This window comes from Flavobacterium sp. W21_SRS_FM6 (assembly GCF_052119645.1).
In the GTDB taxonomy this organism is placed as follows: domain Bacteria; phylum Pseudomonadota; class Gammaproteobacteria; order Enterobacterales; family Alteromonadaceae; genus Paraglaciecola.
This window is the reverse complement of sequence record NZ_JBGQOM010000011.1, coordinates 139,988-159,555: the sequence shown is the minus strand read 5'-3', so window position 1 is coordinate 159,555 and position 19,568 is coordinate 139,988. Positions and strand designations below refer to the sequence as shown.

The 19,568-nt window shown below is 42.3% G+C and carries 15 protein-coding genes and 1 pseudogene; 9 read left to right on the top strand and 7 right to left on the bottom strand.

The genetic code is table 11. From position 1 onward, the window contains the following. Positions 1-77: 77 nt before the first annotated feature. Positions 78-341 (bottom strand): annotated as a pseudogene (locus ACEN2L_RS17310) (transposase); the annotation flags it as partial. 110 nt (positions 342-451) lie between these two features. Here ACEN2L_RS17310 and ACEN2L_RS17305 point away from each other — a divergent pair. After that, the gene (locus ACEN2L_RS17305) at positions 452-1,156 is read left to right on the top strand and encodes an alpha/beta hydrolase family protein (protein WP_441745366.1); all 705 of its coding nucleotides are present in this window, start codon (positions 452-454) and stop codon (positions 1,154-1,156) included. 264 nt (positions 1,157-1,420) lie between these two features. On the opposite strand, the gene ACEN2L_RS17300 is transcribed toward ACEN2L_RS17305, so the two are convergent. Next, on the bottom strand, positions 1,421-2,500 hold the full coding sequence (locus ACEN2L_RS17300; protein ID WP_441745365.1) for a metalloprotease: 1,080 nt from the start codon (positions 2,498-2,500) through the stop codon (positions 1,421-1,423). A gap of 1,114 nt (positions 2,501-3,614) precedes the next feature. After that, a complete protein-coding gene (locus ACEN2L_RS17295) occupies positions 3,615-4,211 on the bottom strand; it encodes a TetR/AcrR family transcriptional regulator (protein WP_441745364.1) in 597 nt (198 codons plus the stop codon). A 105-nt stretch (positions 4,212-4,316) separates the two neighbouring features. Here ACEN2L_RS17295 and ACEN2L_RS17290 point away from each other — a divergent pair, with 105 nt between their 5' ends. The 4 genes from ACEN2L_RS17290 (at position 4,317) to ACEN2L_RS17275 (ending at position 8,755) form a co-directional block, all read left to right on the top strand. Beyond that, positions 4,317-5,393, top strand: coding sequence for an aldo/keto reductase (locus ACEN2L_RS17290; RefSeq protein ID WP_441745363.1), 1,077 nt, complete (start codon positions 4,317-4,319; stop codon positions 5,391-5,393). Positions 5,394-5,756: 363 nt separating this feature from the next. Then, positions 5,757-7,184, top strand: a complete 1,428-nt coding sequence (rimO, locus tag ACEN2L_RS17285; protein ID WP_441745362.1) for a 30S ribosomal protein S12 methylthiotransferase RimO — start codon at positions 5,757-5,759, stop codon at positions 7,182-7,184. A 26-nt stretch (positions 7,185-7,210) separates the two neighbouring features. After that, positions 7,211-7,660, top strand: a complete 450-nt coding sequence (locus ACEN2L_RS17280; protein WP_306023076.1) for a DUF2721 domain-containing protein — start codon at positions 7,211-7,213, stop codon at positions 7,658-7,660. A 354-nt stretch (positions 7,661-8,014) separates the two neighbouring features. Beyond that, entirely contained in the window at positions 8,015-8,755 is a 741-nt protein-coding gene (locus tag ACEN2L_RS17275) for a FlgO family outer membrane protein (protein ID WP_441745361.1), read from the top strand. 101 nt (positions 8,756-8,856) lie between these two features. Here ACEN2L_RS17275 and ACEN2L_RS17270 read toward each other — a convergent pair whose 3' ends face one another. From ACEN2L_RS17270 to ACEN2L_RS17260, 3 genes are all read right to left on the bottom strand, one after another. Next, positions 8,857-9,519 (bottom strand): FlgO family outer membrane protein, encoded by a 663-nt coding sequence (locus ACEN2L_RS17270; RefSeq protein WP_441745360.1) that lies wholly within the window; start codon positions 9,517-9,519, stop codon positions 8,857-8,859. A 119-nt stretch (positions 9,520-9,638) separates the two neighbouring features. Beyond that, entirely contained in the window at positions 9,639-13,427 is a 3,789-nt protein-coding gene (gene tamB, locus ACEN2L_RS17265) for an autotransporter assembly complex protein TamB (protein ID WP_441745359.1), read from the bottom strand. Continuing rightward, complete coding sequence (locus ACEN2L_RS17260) at positions 13,424-15,145, bottom strand: autotransporter assembly complex protein TamA (RefSeq protein WP_441745358.1); 1,722 nt, start codon at positions 15,143-15,145, stop codon at positions 13,424-13,426. The genes tamB and ACEN2L_RS17260 overlap by 4 nt, the downstream gene beginning before the upstream one ends. Positions 15,146-15,476: 331 nt before the next feature. Between ACEN2L_RS17260 and ACEN2L_RS17255 the strand changes: the two genes are divergently transcribed. Beyond that, positions 15,477-16,235: an SDR family NAD(P)-dependent oxidoreductase gene (locus ACEN2L_RS17255; RefSeq protein WP_441745357.1), complete on the top strand. Its 759-nt coding sequence runs from the start codon at positions 15,477-15,479 to the stop codon at positions 16,233-16,235. Between the two features lie 46 nt (positions 16,236-16,281). After that, entirely contained in the window at positions 16,282-17,142 is an 861-nt protein-coding gene (locus tag ACEN2L_RS17250) for an amidohydrolase family protein (protein ID WP_441745356.1), read from the top strand. On the opposite strand, the gene ACEN2L_RS17245 is transcribed toward ACEN2L_RS17250, so the two are convergent. Next, positions 17,139-17,750, bottom strand: a complete 612-nt coding sequence (locus tag ACEN2L_RS17245; RefSeq protein WP_441745355.1) for an outer membrane beta-barrel protein — start codon at positions 17,748-17,750, stop codon at positions 17,139-17,141. The two genes, ACEN2L_RS17250 and ACEN2L_RS17245, sit on opposite strands and share 4 nt — an antisense overlap. A 216-nt stretch (positions 17,751-17,966) precedes the next feature. Between ACEN2L_RS17245 and ACEN2L_RS17240 the strand changes: the two genes are divergently transcribed. Together ACEN2L_RS17240 and ACEN2L_RS17235 are read left to right on the top strand one after the other, a co-directional pair. After that, positions 17,967-18,392: a hypothetical protein gene (locus ACEN2L_RS17240; RefSeq protein WP_441745354.1), complete on the top strand. Its 426-nt coding sequence runs from the start codon at positions 17,967-17,969 to the stop codon at positions 18,390-18,392. A 54-nt stretch (positions 18,393-18,446) separates the two neighbouring features. Next, a complete protein-coding gene (locus ACEN2L_RS17235; RefSeq protein ID WP_306023084.1) occupies positions 18,447-19,565 on the top strand; it encodes an S-(hydroxymethyl)glutathione dehydrogenase/class III alcohol dehydrogenase in 1,119 nt (372 codons plus the stop codon). The last annotated feature ends 3 nt before the right edge of the window (positions 19,566-19,568 follow it).

Here is a 19,568-nt window from a genome sequence, read left to right as displayed (position 1 = left end):
CAAGAAAAACATTGAAATTTAAAACACCATCACACATGATTGAAAAGAGTGTTGCGCTGTTAGCTTGAATCCTCAGCCGCTTTTTTTAATATCTCACGCTCCATTTCAAGACGCTTTACTTGCTCCTTCAAACGGCGGATTTCCGCTTGCTCGGGGGTTAGCGTGCCATTACCACGAAAAGCCTGACCATTATCATCTTCAGCCTCTTTAAGCCAACGACCGAGTATCTGAGGACTCAGACCTAAATTCCTGGCTGCCTCGGCTTTACTGTATTTTTGCTCTACCACCAAGGAAATAGCATCCAGTTTGAATTCTTTTGAATATGTCTTACGTGTTGTCATTATAAATCTCCAGTTAAGCTATTATGTCTTAACTGGGGTGGTCGTATCTATTCAACCACGTCACTATCTTCAAATACCCAGTAGGTGACCTCATAGTATCGGGGTACGTCATGAAACCGAAGGGTCAAACAGACCTACCTGTTCTCGTATACAACAGAGGCGGTAATGGCCGTTATGTAGCAGTTGTATTTGGATCAATGATGGCATCCTTGTTTCCCATGGCTGAACAAGGCTTTGCTATTATAGGTAGCCAATATCGAGGATCCTTCGACAAAGAAGAGATAATTGGAAAGTCTGATGAATTTGGTGGTGAAGATGTGTTGGATGTGGTCAAACTGGCAAAATACATTCCTTATATTAAAGATGTCGACTCGACAAAAGTTGGTATGTACGGCTCTAGCCGTGGTGGCATGCAGACTTTTTTAGCCATGCAAAAAATGCCTGAGATAAAGGCTGTTGCTACCATTGCTGGCGCTTCAGATTTGTTACGGGAATTGAAATTCAGGCAAGCGATGGAAAAAGTCTACGAAAATAGAATACCAAACTACGCCGCTAACAAAGAAGTAGAGCTAGACAAACGTTCAGTGCTTAAGTGGGCAGATAAATTAAATAAGAATGTGCCAATACTCATACAACATGGTGATAGAGATACCCGTGTATCAGTAGAAAATGCTAAATGGCTAGCTGCTACTCTAGCTAAATTAGAGCACCCCCATAAACTTAGTATTTATAAGGACGAAGGGCATGGTTTCAGCCCAAAAACTAGGCCCACAGCTATCAAAGAGCTAGCCGACTGGTTCCATCAACATTTATAGATTTAATTGCTAGAATTTTTTTCGTTAAAAAGCAATCAAGGTGGTTTTACTCTTAAGTTTAGCCGTTGCATTTCTATGTCTGAAATTGGCACATTTCAGTCAATCAGGCTGAGTTCTAAGTAATACAAAACACAGTTAATTTATCTGCTTTACCTTTGTGTACTCTGTGAACTCTGTGGTTAAAATGCTTTTGATCTTTCCGGTTGCATCTGGCAATAATTTGCCCTGCAACTAAAACCTGACCTCACAGGTCCGAGAGTCACCTTAACTACTCAATATTCTAAGCGGTAATGACAACGCACCGTTATCTGTTTGACCCAATAGCCAAATAATGGCACTTAAACCACCCAAAGTGATGACATACCACAAAATGGAAACGATTTGAGCATAACGGTTAAGGGGCAATAGCTCACTGAGATGTCGGCGTTTATATTCAAAGAATATTTCCACACTACCTATAGCAAGTAAAAAACCTAACAAAGCCAAACCAAAATGATAACTAACATAAACACCTAGCGCGGCCCCCAATGCACAAGCGACGATTCCGACTCGGGAGTTAATTGAAAAAGCGATACTTTTCAGCACATGCCCACCATCTAAAGGCAATACAGGTAACATATTAAATAAATTGAGCAAGGCGTTAAATACCGCTAGACCTGCGAGTATTTCTATATCGGTAAACCAATATCCTACTAAACAAGCAATAGACAATATCAAGCCAAAAAATGGCCCCATAATTGAAATGACAATATCCTGCCAGCGTGTATTAATTTTGTCTTCGCTGAGCGCTAAACCGCCCACAAAAGGAATAAGGTAAATACCTTTGGTTTTCAAACCAAAGTACTTCATCGCCTTGATATGACCATATTCATGAAACACCAGACAAAGTATCAGGGCAATGGCAAACTCAATAGAAAACAACCAGCTATATGCGGCTAAACTGCCAGCAGCAAACAACACTTTAATCACTTTGGCACTTTTAAATAGTTTTAACCCCAAGCCCGCCATACCAACGACACTAAATTTCATCGCTTGCTTTTCACCCTGGACCACTTGCCTTTGCTCTATGTCTTTTTCAGTCAGTGTATTTTCATGCAATAGCTCATCATTAACTAAAAGCTGGAATTGCAGATCAAAAGGCTGCCATTGCAGAGCACCATTCAGCTTCACTTGAATCTCGCCCTGCTCACTTTGTAGGGAAAATTGATGTGAAAATTTATCATTGTCAGCATTGGCACTAATTTGCGAAACGCATTGTTCCCCCCAAAACAGTTGTTGCCACCCAGCCATTGAACCTTCTAACTTAAGTGTTTTACCCAAACACTCTATTTCTAACAATTGCACTATATAAATCCAATAAATAAAACCTAGGCTGATTATTGCTATATTTTTTGATGGGACAAGGTTTATCGACAACAAAGGTTAAAAAGCAAATAAATGCAGTGACTACTTACTAATAACTTGGAGCACAGAGAAGTAATTTTAAAATAGGCTGACTTAAAACCTACCGCAAGCTAGTTCCTAACAACATCAACAATTAATAACACATTGAATTAATTAGTTATTACTTTATTTAACGCAGTAAAAATGATGAAAAATACCAATTTAGTTATGCTAACTAAGTGCTCTGTCCCCGCCATTATCTAGTTTATGTCTTCGGCCCAGAAGTTCGGCAACCTCGATTCGATTGAATGAAAGTCCAGAACAAAGCTCGAAGGTACCATAGAGCAGTCGATCTTCAGTGAGAGTAATGGCAGCAACTTCCCCGACGTCTCGATAATCGACCCGAGAAAATCGCGTCTCGTTAGACCAAGGCTCTGCCAATTCTCCCGACGTAACAATCCGCTTCCATGCTCCAGCATAGTTTTGAAAACACAGCGCCGGATGAAGGAATGTGTCCTCGAGATCAGAGTTGAAGACCGCCTCCTCCACTAAACTCATCCGGTTAGTGGCGTATGTGAGTCAACGCTCTTGGGTGGATATTTTTTAACCAGTGCGACGCGGAGTTGCTTAAGTAATGGTTTTACTTTAACTGAAAGAGAAAACTGGTGTACCGTCAGAAATAGGCCACCAATAAGTGTCTCGCTGGCAACGGAGGCGTGTGAATTTATAGGAACTTTATAGCGCTAGAATACGAATATTAACGGTTAAAAAACTTATTATCTCAACGATCACTTATCACCAAGGTTTGCACGTCAGATTAAAACCTTGACTGTTTTCAATCTACTTTTTGGATCGTTCACTTAACTCCCATTGACGATCAACTTGCTGAGAACGCAGACGTATAAACTACAATTAAATAGTGATAAGTTGCCGCCAACACTGGTGCTTCTTAAGACATTTTTATGTCGGTGTGAAAAAGAAGATACATTTTTACAGCTTAAGTTAATCGTTTATGTCGATTTGACACTGTTTCAAACTAAGTACTTTTACGCTTTCAGCTGGTTTATTTTGGATATTAGTTATTTTCAGGCCACGCGTTCAAAGCTTGCTTACATAGTAAAATCAAACTTTCTTGTTTGACGCCATCGCGGGCTAAAACAGACATGCCTTGGATAATAGCAAAAACCAAATCGGCAAGCGCAAACGCAGATGTGTCGCTTGGCAATAACCCTTTTTCAATATCTTGATCAATCCGCAACTTCAAATTAAGGCGCATCTCATTGCGGATGTCAGTAACGTAACGACGCACGTCTTCTGAATTAGCCGATCCGCTAGCGGTCGAGCTCGCCATAAAACAACCTAGTGGTGTATTTTCATTGGTAAATATGCTGGCTGACGTTTGCAACAATAGCCAAGCGGTATCTTTTGCTGTCGGCGCATTGTCAATTTGATTTATCACTTCAGGATCAGCGCATACGTAAAGCCGAATCGCTTCCAAAAAAAGTTGTTTTTTGTCGCCAAAAGCAGTGTAAAGACTCGGTGCGGTAATCCCCATTGCAGTTGTCAGATCGGTAATAGATGTTGTCTCATAGCCACTTTTCCAGAATGTGGTCATTGCTTTTTTGAGCACTTCATCTCTATCAAATGAGAGGGGTCTACCCACTTTTTTCATATCAGTGTTACCAAAACAAGTATTTCATAGTATTCATTATGTAATTATTGACAAAGTAAATCAACGGTGTAGCGTATATCATAGTAATCACTATGGAATTAAAGAATGAATTTAACATCTTATCGACCACTGGGCCGCTCGGGTCTAATTGTCAGCCCTCTGACTCTCGGAACGATGACATTTGGTGGCACTAACTGGGGTTCGACTGAACAGGACGCGCAAGCTGTTTTTAATGCTTATCGTGAAAATGGAGGTAATTTTATTGACACTGCCGATATCTACGGCCAAGGAGCAAGTGAAGACTTGCTTGGTAAGTTTATTGCCAAATCCCGCTGTCGAGATGAGATTGTATTAGCCACAAAATTTGGCTTTAATTTTTCAGCAAGTCCATTGGCAGAAAAGACCGGGGGCACGATAGCCAATCCAAATGCAGGTGGGAGCGGTACAAAAAACATATATAGGGCATTGGATAATTCGCTCAAGAGACTTGGTACTGACTATATAGATCTTTATTGGATGCATATTTGGGATGGCGTCACTCCTATTGAAGAAATATTACAAACCTTAGGTGATTTAGTTAGGTCGGGTAAAATTCGCTATTTTGCTTTTTCAGACATGCCTGCTTATATTGCGATGAAAGCGGCAACGTTGGCGAGTGAACGCAGAATTCCAGCACCTATTGCCATGCAATTAGAATACTCATTGGTCGCCCGCGAGGTAGAAAGAGAACACTTCCCCGTTGCCCGCGACACTTCAATGGCCGTCATGCCTTGGAGTCCATTAGCCGGGGGCTTTTTAACTGGTAAATACAACAAAGAAGGACAGCGCGGTGAGGGGCGATTAACTAAACCCAATCCCTTTGGTGATTCGAAATTTAGTGATAGAAACTGGCATATACTGGATGCTTTGCGCGAAGTTGCAAATGAGTTAGACAAACCACTTGCTCAAATAGCGCTTGCTTGGACATTGTCTAAGCCTGAAGTCACTTCAACTATTATCGGCGCTTCGTCTTTGTTTCAATTGCAATCCAATATTGCCGCACTGGATATTCATTTAACTGCTGAACACCTTGGAAAACTGAATCAAATAAGTCAACTTAAACCTGAGTTTTCAGACATGCTAGACAGCTCAGTAATTCGAAAAATGGTGTATGGAGGATATGATGTATTAGGTGCCGAATAATACTAAGCAGTAGCAGGCAATGACTTAATTTGATTAACAGCTATTAATGACCTTCACATCATATTCACTCTTCAAATGGTTCTGAATATATTAATTTAAAGCAAGAGCAATTTTATAATGTTTCCAGGATACCCAATAGGTCATCCTGGAATATCTGGTTATTGAGCGTTCGGCATCATGTTAATATGCACATATACTGATGTTTCACTTTTGTATAGTTGGTCATTGACGTTGTTTTGGTAAAATGGCAAAGACAGATTTTAAATCCTCTATTAACTATTTAGTGACCCACAGCTGCTGCCAAGCGTTTTACCTTAGTGTATAATCGCTGCAATTCCTTGTTGTCCTGTTTTTGAGCGCCAAATGACTGTTGAAACCTATATCCCCAATCGCACCACGACTTTAGAAACACCTGTTAAGGTGCTTGAATCAGGTTCGCCTATTAAATCTGCTGAAGGCACGCGCATTGGGTTTGTCAGCCTTGGCTGTCCGAAGAACTTAGTTGACTCAGAGCGCATTCTGACTCAATTACGTACCGAAGGTTATGACGTAGTACCCACCTACAATGACGCTGATTTGGTCATCGTTAATACTTGCGGCTTTATCGACTCTGCGGTGCAAGAATCCTTGGATACGATAGGTGAAGCCTTGGCTGAAAACGGCAAAGTGATCGTAACGGGTTGTTTAGGTATCAAAGAAGATGAGATCCGCGAAGTCCATCCTAATGTACTGGCCATTACTGGCCCTCATGCCTATGAAGAAGTGGTGAATCAAGTGCATACCCACTTGCCACAACCGGTGCATAATCCCTATTTAAATTTGGTTCCTGACATTGGTGTTAAATTGACCCCGCGTCATTACGCCTACTTAAAAATATCCGAAGGCTGTAACCATCGCTGTACCTTTTGTATTATTCCTTCAATGCGCGGTGATCTAGTGAGTCGACCTATCGGCGATATCTTAGACGAAGCTCAGCGCCTTAAAAATGCCGGTGTTAAAGAGTTACTGGTTATCTCGCAAGATACCAGTGCCTATGGAGTAGATGTAAAAAACAAAACCGCATTTTGGAATGGCATGCCAGTAAAAACTGACATGAAAGCCTTATGTGAGAAATTGGCTGATTTGGGTATATGGGTGCGTTTGCATTATGTTTACCCTTATCCTTCAGTTGATAAAATTATGCCCCTGATGGCTGAAGGTAAAATATTGCCTTATTTGGATATTCCCTTTCAACATGCAAGTCCGCGTATTCTCAAACTAATGAAACGCCCAGCTGCAGCGGAGCGCACCATGGAGCGCATTAAAGCGTGGCGTGAAGTGTGTCCAAGCTTGGTAATTCGATCTACTTTTATTGTAGGTTTTCCCGGTGAAACCGAAGAAGATTTTCAAATGTTGCTCGACTTTTTAGATGAAGCGCAACTTGATCGCGTAGGCTGTTTTATGTATTCAGATGTTGATGGAGCTAAAGCGAATGATCTACCCGATCCAGTCAGTGAAGACATCAAGCAAGAGCGACATGAGCGTTTTATGCAAAAACAAGCGGCCATCAGTGCGGCTAAACTGCAAGCCAAAATAGGTTTGGAGTTCCAAGTACTAATTGATGAAGTGACGACTGAGGGCGCAGTGGGCCGATGTTATGCCGATGCGCCAGAAATCGATGGTAATGTGCATTTGACCGATGAATTTGATGTACAACCAGGTGATATTATCTGGGCGCAAATTATCCATGCTGATGAACATGATTTGTGGGCCGTGAAAGTGGATGATGACGTGGAAGTAGACAATGAATAGACTTATTAGAATAGGAAACACTTAATATGGATGTATCAGGCTCTGATCTCGCACAAGTCATTCAAATTGTAGTGGCTCCCGTATTTATGTTAACCGGCATAGCGGGCTTTCTTAATGTCATGTCGGGACGACTTGGTCGCATTGTGGACAGAGCGCGCATTATGGAGCGTCGGATCATGATGTTAAAAAATCCGGCTTATCTAGAAATGTCGCAAAAAGAACTTAAAAACTTGTGGCGCAGGGTAAAGCTCATTAACCGTGCAATAGGTTTATGTGTTGCGTCAGCCCTGTTTGTCTGTGGTGTTGTGGTTTGTTTATTTGTGGGTGACTTGTGGCAAATTAATTTTCGAAATGTTGTGGTCGCTCTATTTACTATTTCACTCGTATTGTTGATCTTTGCCCTGCTGACATTTTTAAAAGAAGTACAACTGGCCACTCGCACACTGCAAATGGGTAAAGAATTTATTGAAGAATAAATCCTTTTATCCATAGCAGTTCATTCTTCTGGGAGGATTGGATATTATTCGTTTAAATCAAAAAACGGCTGATGTCGTATTTAACTTATTCCTGCATAACCTATCCCTGCTTTGATGCTTCTATTGGCACTTTAATTGCAAAATCCTTCACAAGTAATAGTTTGGTAAAGCAACATAGGGTTGTTAATGCCTTTAAGCATGCAGCATCAATTTTGGACTGGGCAAGTCACTGCCTTATGTTTCGGATATGCGGTAAACTATTGCCGTTTAAACTGGTCCAGTTGCGCTGTTGTTACTGACACGATTCGTAAAATAACGACTTAATAGTCGAGCCATATTGGTTAGGAGAATTACATGAAGATTCATTGTTTAAGTTTATGTGTTGGCATCGCATTAGGTGGCTGTGCAAACTATCCTAACGAGGCCTACGTAACGTCAAATTCGGACCAAGATAAGCAATACTTTATCGAAAGTGGCCAAGGTCAAGTTGTTCAACAACAAACCAATCCAAACATGAATCAATTGGAGGCCAGCACCAAGTTCCAAAACCAATTTAAGCAACAGTTTAATGCACAAAACCAAGCGAACAATTACAGTAAAATGAATAATGTTGATCCTAAAAACTTCAATATTAACCATTATGTTCGGGGCATGATGCAAGATTTAGTTAGCAATTTACAATACGTCAACGCCGAAACCCCAATGGCTGTTACCAGCTTTGTCTTTTTAGACAGTAACTTTGAAGAAGCCGATGTGTTGGGTAATCAGATTGCCGAAAGTTTTATTCACGAAATACATAAATTTGGTATTCCTGTTATTGATTTCAAAACCACGGATTACGTGCGTGTTACCCCCACTGGTGATTTTGTGCTAAGCCGTGATTTTTTAGAATTACCCAACAATTTACCGGTGCAATACGTTTTGTTAGGTACCTTAACCAAACACCAAGACGGCGTATTGGTCAATGCTCGAATTGTGGGAATATCCAGTAAAGCGGTAGTGGGTTCGGCGCAGAGTTTTTTACCTGCTGAGATCACTCAATCAATTAATTCTAACGGCTTAAAAGACGGTATTAAACTCGTCAGCAGCCAATAAACCAAGCGAAAAAAACGCAGTATTAATTAGGCTGCGCATTTGTTCTAGATAAGGCATATTTCTCCCTCACTTAACGCTTAATATAGCGTATCATTATTACGCTACTGCAATTCTGTTAGCATTATATTAGGGATTAGTTTTGAGGTTGCAGCCACGACAACATTGCTACTTACGCCAACAATCCTAGCGTTAATCATCATGCCTTTATTGTTCTTTACCATGGTACCGGTTAACACGTAGCCAATGTTTTGCGCAGACTTTAGTTGCATAGGATCCCGACTTAAGGCGAAATCACCCGTGGGGCTGACCGCGATATTGCCAGTGACCTTATGGTCATTTACCAACAACCCCACCTTGCGCAATTCAGTAATAAAACTTTCGGCAAGCTGATTACCTAAGCTATCAGCGTTATCTAGGGTCGAATCAAGCTGTACAAACGAGGTCACCGCGATGGGATATTCCATACTTAAATCCACTAACTCGCGACTTAAGTCTATGGCCATCTGCTCCACGTAATTGTCTAACATTTGAAAATGCACTGGTGTTGAAAAAGCAGTTGGTACTGAGTGCGCGCGATATTGAGACAAATCGAGTGTGTCCTCGTTTGACGGCTCTTCAACCACTGCGCCACCACATGGATGCCCATCACTGCACGCTGCTTGAAGGGAGCTTGCGACTGCAGCGGGTTCAAATATAGAACAAGCCGATAACGCCATGCTCATGGCCAAAATTACACTGTAGCTAAGTTTGTTGTGATGCGTCATTTTTATGCTCAATTACCGATTAACTTTAGATCTAACAGCAAATAGTAGGCCAAAAATTTAAGCTTTATCAATCATCAGTATAAGACGTTTTACATGGCAAACCACTGCACTAACGGAGTTTATTGTTGCGCTTTTAACTCTTTTTGCTCTTTCACTTTTTCGTTTTGGCTGCCTTCGATACTGAAACTGTAATAAATATCTATGGCAGTGCCTACACCGTTGACGGCCTCAATGTATAACTGTGGTAACAGTTCATAGCGTATTGCTACCTCTGACACTGAATCAAATACACCAATACCGTAACGTAATTGCACACCTGGGGCGACATAGCCCGATACGGATAATTGGGTTCCATCGCCTTGACCACTGGTATCTAAGGCGACATCTTTAAAGCCCAATTTTTGGCCTATATTGGTCACCATATTTTCACTTTGCCCTAGGCCAAATCCGAGTAACATGTTGGTTAAGATTGTATCTTGACTGTCACCACTCGACTGCCCTAGACCTCGTCCGGTTAACATATAGGACAAACTTTGTTGCTGCTCCATAGAAGGCTCTGAAAACACTTCAACTTTGGGATTCTCCGCCACACCACTTACCCTAATACCGGCAACAACATCATCTGCAGTTAACTTCGGATCGCGTACCGCCTCAATATTCAAATAAGGGCTATCTAAGGGGCCATTAAAAGCAATGTCACCCTCACGGATCAGTAAGTTTTGCCCATAGGCGCGGTAACGACCATTGATTAATTGCACATCACCATTGGCCACCATACCTAGTTTACTGCTTTCAAGTTGCATGGTGCCGCGTAAGTCCGTGGTTAAACCAAAGGCATCGAGTTTTACCTCGTTACTTTGTTTGGGATCAACTGAAACAAGTACACGTAAATCGATGATCTGTTGTTCTTGTGATAGTGCTTTTTCTTGCTCAACCAATACAACATCCTTGGAAGGAGAAACAGTGCCTTGAGGCAAGTCACGTAATTTGAAACGCGCATAGGGTACAATTACTTCTCCACGGACTTTGACCGTATCGGGCGAAAACTGAACATCAATGTTAGGGCTAACCTGTGCTCTTAACATGCTTTGGTAATCGAGCTCTAAATTTTGTCCAGCTATGTTGATTTGACCACTTACATCAGGGCGCCACGCCAATTTACCGTTGATGGTTCCTTTGCCCTTACCTAATAAATAGGTTCCACTGAGCGAAGCTTTATCACCTTGCAACTCTAGTGTTTGGTTAACATCGCTCACAATTAAGGGAATATTCTGCCCTTGTACTGCGCCGTTGCTGAGCACAATAGAGCCATTCACTAAAGGTTGTTTTAGGGTGCCACTTATTTGTGCATCACCGGCTAGTTTTCCCTCCAACTTATCAAGTTCGGGAATAAAGACCCTCAATGGCGCAAGGTTAATTCGGCTGAGATTAAGCTCGCCTGTGATGGGTCTGTCTAGTTGGTCTGCATGAGTCCCTGCCTCTCCCTGTAAACCTAGCGCTACCAAACCAATTTCTGGCCCTGATAAGGTAACCTGGGCATTCACATTCTGTTGAGAAATTTGGGCATCGAGGTCAAATTCTTCAATGACCAGTTCAAGGCCTTTTTTATCTGTGTAACGCCAAGTAGCTGGACTCAATTTAGCATGAAGCTGGGCTTCGGGGAGTTCACTTAACAACCATTGACCTTTTACCGACAAACTTAATTGACTAGTAGAGTCAATTGGTGGAAACGCCGGCACCACTCGCTGTAACAAAGGAATAAAATTGAGATCATGTAAGGCAATATCCCACTTGGCTTGCTGGCCTACAAAACTAGCTTGTTTGATACACAAATCACTTTTTTCTTGCTGCCAGCAATGCGGAGAAATTGAATAAGCCTGCTCCTGCCAATCCGCAGAAATCGTAAAAGGCTCGGCTAACTGCAAGGAAGCGTAGGTGGATTCGATTTGTCCTTCTAACCAGCGTCCTTGCCACGACGTGCTTTGTAATGAACCTTGGATTTTCGCCAGCAAATTGGTTTTATTACTGGTGGTATCAAGCAGTAATTCATGAGCCGCGGCATTGCCGCTTAGGCTTAGTCGAGCTTGATCGATCTGATTATTCACGCCGATAATATTTTGCACGTTCAGTTCAAGAGAAACCGGTTTGATATCGTTCCAAATAATCTGTCCTTTTCCATCAAAGGCTTTAACGTTGATATCGGCAAATGCCAACTCTTGACCTTGTAAGCTATACTGCAATGAAGGTTGTTCAAGACTACCGCTAAGCTTAGCATCAAGTGAAAAGCTACCTTGCATTTCGGCAATACTTTGCCCAATGTTAGCGGCGTTGACCATCACATCCACATCAAGCTTTCGCTCACTGTCTAGCTGACCATTAAGTTGAATGGAGTTTTCACCATTTCGAATACTGAGTTTGTTAAGCACCACAGCGGCAGAATCGTCAAGCTTGGCACTCCCTGTGATATTAAGTGGATAATTTCGCCACAGACCATTGATATCTAGCTCACTTAATTCTGCCTGCCACTGTCCAGCTGAATTAAACACTCTGGCTTGCATTCCACCATTAATATCTGCTTGGTAATCAGGTAACATGACGCCAGGATTGATATGTTGCATATCAATACGACTGGTAATCTCTAGACTATTGGCAAACGCCACCTTGCCCTTAGCAACAATATCTCCACCTAAGGTGTTGAGTTTTAGTAAGTCAAGCACCAGTTGCTCTCTGTCCGCCTTACCTTGTAAGGTAAATGAAGTGCTAGGAATACCCTGGCCCGCTATTTTACCATTGCCCTGTAAGCTAAGCCTGTCGAGATCGCCCACTAAACTTATTTGTCCTTGTGTTGATTGAAATTGCTCTGCCAACTGCGTTTGATGACGTAAAGGCCAAGTGAGATTTTGCCACGATATTGTGAGGTCAAGAGGGAGCTTGTCTTTAGCCAATTCTGCCTGAAGAGCTATAGTAGCATTTACGAGCCCGCTGGCTGTCACATCAGCATTAAGCTGTTGCAAATCGCCTACTGAGGATACGCTAAGATTGACGACTCCGCCCTGAGGTTCTTTGTACTTTGCGCCTAAATTCAGTTCATGTTGTAAGTTTCCCTCAAGGCCTATATCGGCAGTAGCAGAAACCTCTCCTAGCTTATGGCGAACAATGAACTGCCTGACACTTAAGGTTTTATCATCGGCCTTAGCGGAAAGCTGAACTGACGATAACTGAAGCCTCGTTTGGCCATTAGTGCTCAAGGTAAAGGGGCTGATGTTAAGGTCAGCTAGGTCAAAAACCAGCGGCAAATCAATCGCAAATTGCGTAATTGGCTGATACTCAAATGCCGTCCACTCAGTTGGTTTACTGGCGCCAGCAGCATCATTTGACAAGATATCAAACTGTAGAGCATTGATATTAAGGGTTTCAACTTCAAGTTCTTGCTCAAAGTTAAGGGAGGCGCTGAGGCCTCTCCAACTTAGGTTTAATTGATCTTGTACTGTAAGGTCTAAGACGCCAAGTTCGAGTCGTTTCACCCGTAAATAAAAGGGTAAGGTAAGCTTTTCTAAGGGCTCTGCGGTAGATTTTTCATTGGCTATAGGGACAATATTAACCTGAATATTGCCAGATTTGAGATGTTCGATACACACCGATAATGACCAAAGACAGCCCCAATCAAGGTCTAATTGCACGTTTTCAATATGGATATTTATCGCGTCTTGCTGCCACTTCACCTGGTTCAATTGCAGTTCGGAGCCTAAGCCACCACTTTTGTAATCCAGACTTAATTCGTCAAGCCAAGCATCTGCACCATTAAGCAGTACGTGGCTCCCCCAAGGTGTAAATGCAAGTAAACCTATAAGCATCAGACTGCATAAAAGGGCTAAAAATGTCATGCCTGTCCATTTGAATATTTTCATAATGCTGGCCCCATCGAAAAGTGCAAGCGCGTGGTTGACTCGTAGCTGCTATTGCCCCAACCAAGATACATGCGTACCGGACCAACGGGGCTTAACCAATTGACACCGGCGCCAATACCAGTAGCGTAGTCGCCAGAAAAATCATTGGTCGCAGTACCGGCATCAACAAAAAGAGCCAAACGCCAATTTTCAGCAACGGGATAACTGTATTCGGCACTGCCCACTGCCAAATAACGCCCACCGGTTAACTCTGTATTGTTGTTTTCATCCAAAACGAAAGGCGATAAATCTCGATAACCAAAGCCTCGAATACTTTGATCGCCACCGGCAAAATATCGCAAACTTGAGGGCACTTGATCAAAATCACTGGTTTCAATTGCACCTAGGTCAGCCCGCAATAACACCCTATGTTCGTCCCAGCTGCGCAACCATTTTGTTTGAGCGGTAATCCGAAGTAGGTTTATATCTGAAAACAAGGCATCAGCTGCGCCTTCTACGGTGAGGGTTTGTTTATCCCCCCAATAGACGTCTAATCCCCCTTTAGTTCGCAGTCGACTAAGCGTAAATCCGGGGGTTAATAAACGCGTGGTCTCTTCATCGTCTAAGCCTTGGGTAAAGGTCTCTTGTTCTAATCGTAAAAACACGGCCCTTTGCCAGTCGGAATCTGGCACAGTCCAATAACGAGTCGCTGACATGGTATAACGTTTACTGTTGGTATCATTATCATCTTGGGACTGAAAACCGACCTGAAAACTTGCGTAGTTTTTTACTGGATCTTCAATCGGAACACGATAATCCAGGCTAATTGATTGCTCTGGGCCTGAGATAAAAAGCTCTGTCCCCATTGAATGACCGAGACTATTTACCCACGGACGCTGCCATTTTGCAGTAAAGCGCGGGCCAATATCAGAAGAAAAACCAGCACCTAAATCAAAGTTATCTCGGGGTTTGTGAGTCAAAATAATTTCTATTGGCACGGCATAGTCCTCGGCATCTTTAACAAGCGGGCGCACGAGTACATGTTGAAAATATTGGGTTTGTTTTAAACGCTGGTTAAGTATCGATAACTTATTTGCCTCATAGGGTTCCCCTTCACTAAACGGCAACGACTCTAAAACTAGGGATTGGGCGCGCTGATCCTCAGGAAAACGTAATTCACCAAAGTGAAACCGCTGGCCCGTTTGCATCTTTAACGTAATAGTGGCCGTGGCTGAAGATTCGAATACTTTTATGCTGTGTTCGGTAAACTTAAAATCAAAGTAACCAAGCGACAAAGCCACGTTTTGTAGCTTCGATTTACTGGATTCATAGTCTGCGTGATGTAAGGGTTTATTTGCCGACAACGGTAAATTGGCCAACACTTGTTGAATAATGGGATCTTGTTTGCCCTCCCCCTCCAGCCCAATATCTAATTGTTTTATAGTAGTAACAGGACCTAGTTCTACCTCGATTTTCCAGCGACTATTTTTGAGCTTAGTATCGGGCAAATTGACCCGTATTAGACTTTGATAATATCCATAAACTTCAACCGCTAATTTCACTTTTTCAACTAACTGCAACTGATACTGTTCAAACTGATACGTTGCTACGGGCGGCTCTATACTGTCAATATGGGCATTGACATTAGTCAGGATTTTGTCATTTTTAATGCCTTTAACATCAACGTTTGCAGCCCACAGCGCTGAACTGCCTACAGATATTGTGACAAATAGCAGCATATTGTAGAAAAATCTTTTCAAACTTAAAGACAAATCATCTCTCTCTGTATTTAAAGTAATCGTTAGTGGAATAGTATGTTGAAACAGCAGCTTTTGAACCTAGGAGGCGGTGCAAGTTCACTATTTTTGTTGTTAATCCAACTGAGTAAGGGCAGATTTTACAATATTCAACCAAGCATGTATGCCAAGCCTAGCAACTTTTTAGTGTAAAGTTGTAAGCAATGATTCTGTTCAGAGCATTCGTTTATTCGTATTTAATTATCACTTGGTAGCACATTAACTTTGCTTTACCCTAAGCCTTCTTTGGTAATTTTCATGGTGCAATTAAATTATGACTCAACAACCCTCACCTTTTCCTGTCTGTATTGTAACGGGAGGGAGCGCAGGCATAGGTGAAGCCATATGTGAACGATTTGCCCTTAATGGCTACCAAGTAGTCAATTTGGATATTCAAAAACCAGCACTAAAGCAATGTAATATTGACTGGTGGCCCTGTGATTTGAGTGATAGCGCTGAAACACGCACAGTGTTGAATAAGGTATTGCAACAATACCAAAGAGTAGACGTACTGATCTCGAATGCCGGCATTCATTTTTCTGGTACCATTGAAACGACCTCCGATGCTGAGTTTGAGCGAGTTTTTGCCTTAAATGTTAAGGGGGCTATCAATGCGACCAAAGCCGTTCTTCCTTTGATGAAAGAACAGCAAGCAGGGGTTATTTTATATATGGCTTCGGATCAAGCTCTTATTGCTAAGCGTAACTCCTTTGCCTACAACATGAGTAAAGCTGCCCTTGCTTCGTTAGCAAAAACCACCGCATTGGATTACGCCAGTTTTAATATTCGTGCAAATGCCATTTGCCCCGGCACCATCGAGACGCCATTGTATCATCAGGCGATAGCGAGATACGTTGAGAAATCCGGAGCAGATGAACAACAAGTTCATAGTGAAGAAGCCGCATTACAACCCTTGGGTCGATTAGGGCAATCAAAAGAAGTCGCCGCGATGGCATTCTTTTTAGCCAGTGAGGATGCCGCATTTGTTACCGGAAGTTTGCACGTTATCGACGGTGGGTATACCGCACAGTAAGGTAGATGTCACAACACGTAATTAAACCACAGCAAATAGAGCTGACATGACACAAAACATTGTTGATCCCCATCTCCATTTATTTGCCTTAGACTTAGGTGACTACGGCTGGCTAAAACCAGATAAACCACCCTTTTGGCCTGATAAAAAAACCATCGCAAAAAATGTTGGTGAAGCGGATTTACGCCTGACTGCGGGCCTAAATTTAGCAGGTTTTGTGCATATTGAAGCAGGCTTTGATAACGAGCATCCTTGGCGAGAAATTGATTGGCTTGAGTCAACGTGCAAGCTTCGATTTAAATCGGTTGCTTGCGCTAATTTATATTCAACTGACTTTGCTCATACTATGCAAATTTTAGCTAAGCGAAAATCAGTAGTTGGGATCAGGCATATATTGGATGATGAGGCTTTAGCTATTTTAAGCCATCCACAATGTGCACGAAACTTTGCCGTTTTAAATGAAATGAACTTAAGTTTTGATGCACAATTCCCAGTGCATGATACTGGCGCTGTGCACGAATTAATTAAGCATGCAAAGCAACATAAAAACCTCAGAATAATTATCAATCACGCAGGTTGGCCGCCAGTTTCAGGCACAATTGAAGATAATAAATGGCAGGACAATATTCACTATTTACGGGATTGTGAAAATATTGCGATTAAATTGTCAGGCTGGGAAATGGCCAATCGGCAGTGGTCTTTTCAAGCTATAGAAAAGCCACTTAAACAAGTAATTACGTGTTTTGGCTCGCCTAGAGTGATGTTAGCCAGTAACTTTCCACTTTGTACCTTGAGTCGTCCCTACCTAGAGTTATGGCAAGGCTACAAAACTGAATTACATCTAAGCGCTAACTTATTCCAACAACTTGCATACAACAATGCGGCTCATTGGTACAAATTAAATTAAAAATTGTAGCGTAAACCTAAATATGCAGCGCTCGCAGTAAAATTATTCTCGCCTTTGATATATTCAATTTCAGTTCTAAGCATCGTTCTTGGACCAATAAAAAAATCAAAACCAATACCAATTACACCAGCTATACCGCCCTCGTCAAATTCACAAAACGTATAGGTTTCTTCTGCACTTAACGCAATTGAAGTGCCCTTACCTAATGCACAGCTCTGCTCACCCTGCAACACTTGTTGCCCCTTGGTATCTGTTTTGAGTAGGCCAACTCGATAGAATAATTCACCAGCCGGCCCTGCCGCTTTACCTAAAAACGCGGCATAAAGCGCCGAGGCGTCTAAGGGCATACTACCATCTTGTAATTGCGCCATGGAGCTGGGCAATTCAGTGGCCAGCGAGTCATTCGCTAACTTTTGAAAACCTGCTTCAAAATACCATTGACGCTCAATCTGATAACCGATACCCAATTTATACGACATGGACGTCAAATCGGCACCACTAAACTCTGTGTTTGCGGCGCCAATAGTCGATACTCCGTATAAGCCTTCTACCGCTCTGCTATGCCCTGCGACTACGCACAACAATACGGCAAAAATTGACATTCTCATTTTCAAACTAAACGCTCCTTTAACCTACTTAAGGCAAGACTACAGAGACAACAATGAATTAAATATTGCAACATAACATATTGAAATACAAACAAAGATAGCGTCAACTTGATAATAGTTTTAATTCGCTCAGTACGTGATGTATGCGATTAATGTTTGTCACTGCCATTGACAATTCGTTAGTATAGAGCGAATCACTAGCCCTTGGATGAACCATTGAGACATTTAATAAAAATAGGCCTTGTTAGTTTGGCTTTAACAGCCTGTGCGGCCAGCGAACCTGAACCCATTATGACCGATGAAAAGTTTGAAAGTCGTACCTTGGCCGATGGCTCCATTGAATTTGTGTTTGGTCTCTCATGGCGAAATACTTCTCAGGATTCCTTACGCAGTAATAATCAACGAGACTATGAGCGCAGCGACTCCCGCGATGGTTCGCGCATGGAAAGGGCTGACCGCGATCAAAAAGCCAAGCGTTTTGCGGTATTAGCAGATAATCAAACCAAACTAGAGCTAGAAGATAAAGCGGCAGAAAGCTTACAAAAAAGACTCAAAAAAGAAAAGTTATGTGCTGATGGTTACCAAATAGATGATGTATTTTGGCGCGATGCAGACATTCGATTATTGGGTAGTTGTTTGTAACTATTTGCTGACGCCCACTAACATTCACCAAAATTAATTGCTAAGGAAAATAAAATGCAAAGTATAAAAACAAGAGCGGCTGTTGCATGGGCTGCGGGTCAGCCTCTAAAAATTGAAGAAGTGGATCTGGCGCCCCCCAAAAAAGGCGAAGTATTGGTCAGGATTGTGGCCACGGGTGTATGCCATACCGATGCCTACACGCTGTCTGGCGATGATCCTGAAGGTTTGTTTCCCGCCATTTTAGGTCATGAAGGTGCTGGTATTGTTGAAGCAATAGGGGAAGGTGTGACCTTAGTTGAAGTAGGTGACCACGTTATCCCTTTATACACACCAGAATGTGGTAAGTGTAAGTTTTGTTTATCAGGCAAAACCAATTTGTGCCAAGCAATTCGAGCAACGCAAGGCAAAGGATTGATGCCAGATGGTACGAGTCGTTTTTCAATCAATGGTCAACCCATTTATCATTACATGGGCACATCAACCTTTGCAGAACATACTGTAGTACCTGAAATCGCCTTAGCCAAAATCCCGAAAGAAGCACCACTTGAAAAAGTTTGTTTACTAGGATGTGGTGTGACAACAGGTATGGGTGCTGTAACCAATGCAGCTAAAGTCAAGCCGGGAGACACCGTTGCGGTATTTGGTCTTGGTGGCATTGGACTTTCTGTTCTTATCGGCGCAAAAATGGCGCAAGCCGGACGTATTATTGCGATTGATATTAATGAAGATAAGTTTGAAATTGCTAAACAGTTAGGCGCAACGGATGTGGTTAATCCAAAAGACTACGATAAACCTATCCAAGATATCATTGTTGAAATGACGGACGGTGGTGTCGATTATTCTTTTGAATGCATTGGAAATGTCAATGTGATGCGCTCAGCCCTTGAATGTTGCCACAAAGGCTGGGGAGAGTCTGTGATTATTGGCGTAGCAGGCTCGGGGCAGGAAATTTCAACTCGTCCTTTCCAATTAGTTACTGGCCGAGTTTGGCGCGGCACCGCGTTTGGCGGTGTAAAAGGTCGCAGCCAATTACCCGATTACGTGCAGCGCTACATGGATGGAGAATTTGAGTTAGATACCTTTATCACCCACACCATGGCCTTAGAAGACATCAATGACGCGTTTGATTTGATGCATGAAGGTAAATCGATTCGTACTGTTGTGCATTATTAATAA

Bases quoted from the DNA above. Each gene is read 5' to 3' on its own strand.
- ACEN2L_RS17305 (WP_441745366.1), top strand. From the start codon at position 452: ATGAAACCGAAGGGTCAAACAGACCTACCTGTTCTCGTATACAACAGA.
- ACEN2L_RS17295 (WP_441745364.1), bottom strand. From the start codon at position 4,211: ATGAAAAAAGTGGGTAGACCCCTCTCATTTGATAGAGATGAAGTGCTC.
- ACEN2L_RS17290 (WP_441745363.1), top strand. From the start codon at position 4,317: ATGAATTTAACATCTTATCGACCACTGGGCCGCTCGGGTCTAATTGTC.
- rimO (WP_441745362.1), top strand. From the start codon at position 5,757: ATGACTGTTGAAACCTATATCCCCAATCGCACCACGACTTTAGAAACA.
- ACEN2L_RS17280 (WP_306023076.1), top strand. From the start codon at position 7,211: ATGGATGTATCAGGCTCTGATCTCGCACAAGTCATTCAAATTGTAGTG.
- ACEN2L_RS17275 (WP_441745361.1), top strand. From the start codon at position 8,015: ATGAAGATTCATTGTTTAAGTTTATGTGTTGGCATCGCATTAGGTGGC.
- ACEN2L_RS17270 (WP_441745360.1), bottom strand. From the start codon at position 9,519: ATGACGCATCACAACAAACTTAGCTACAGTGTAATTTTGGCCATGAGC.
- tamB (WP_441745359.1), bottom strand. From the start codon at position 13,427: ATGAAAATATTCAAATGGACAGGCATGACATTTTTAGCCCTTTTATGC.
- ACEN2L_RS17260 (WP_441745358.1), bottom strand. From the start codon at position 15,145: ATGCTGCTATTTGTCACAATATCTGTAGGCAGTTCAGCGCTGTGGGCT.
- ACEN2L_RS17255 (WP_441745357.1), top strand. From the start codon at position 15,477: ATGACTCAACAACCCTCACCTTTTCCTGTCTGTATTGTAACGGGAGGG.
- ACEN2L_RS17250 (WP_441745356.1), top strand. From the start codon at position 16,282: ATGACACAAAACATTGTTGATCCCCATCTCCATTTATTTGCCTTAGAC.
- ACEN2L_RS17245 (WP_441745355.1), bottom strand. From the start codon at position 17,750: ATGAGAATGTCAATTTTTGCCGTATTGTTGTGCGTAGTCGCAGGGCAT.
- ACEN2L_RS17235 (WP_306023084.1), top strand. From the start codon at position 18,447: ATGCAAAGTATAAAAACAAGAGCGGCTGTTGCATGGGCTGCGGGTCAG.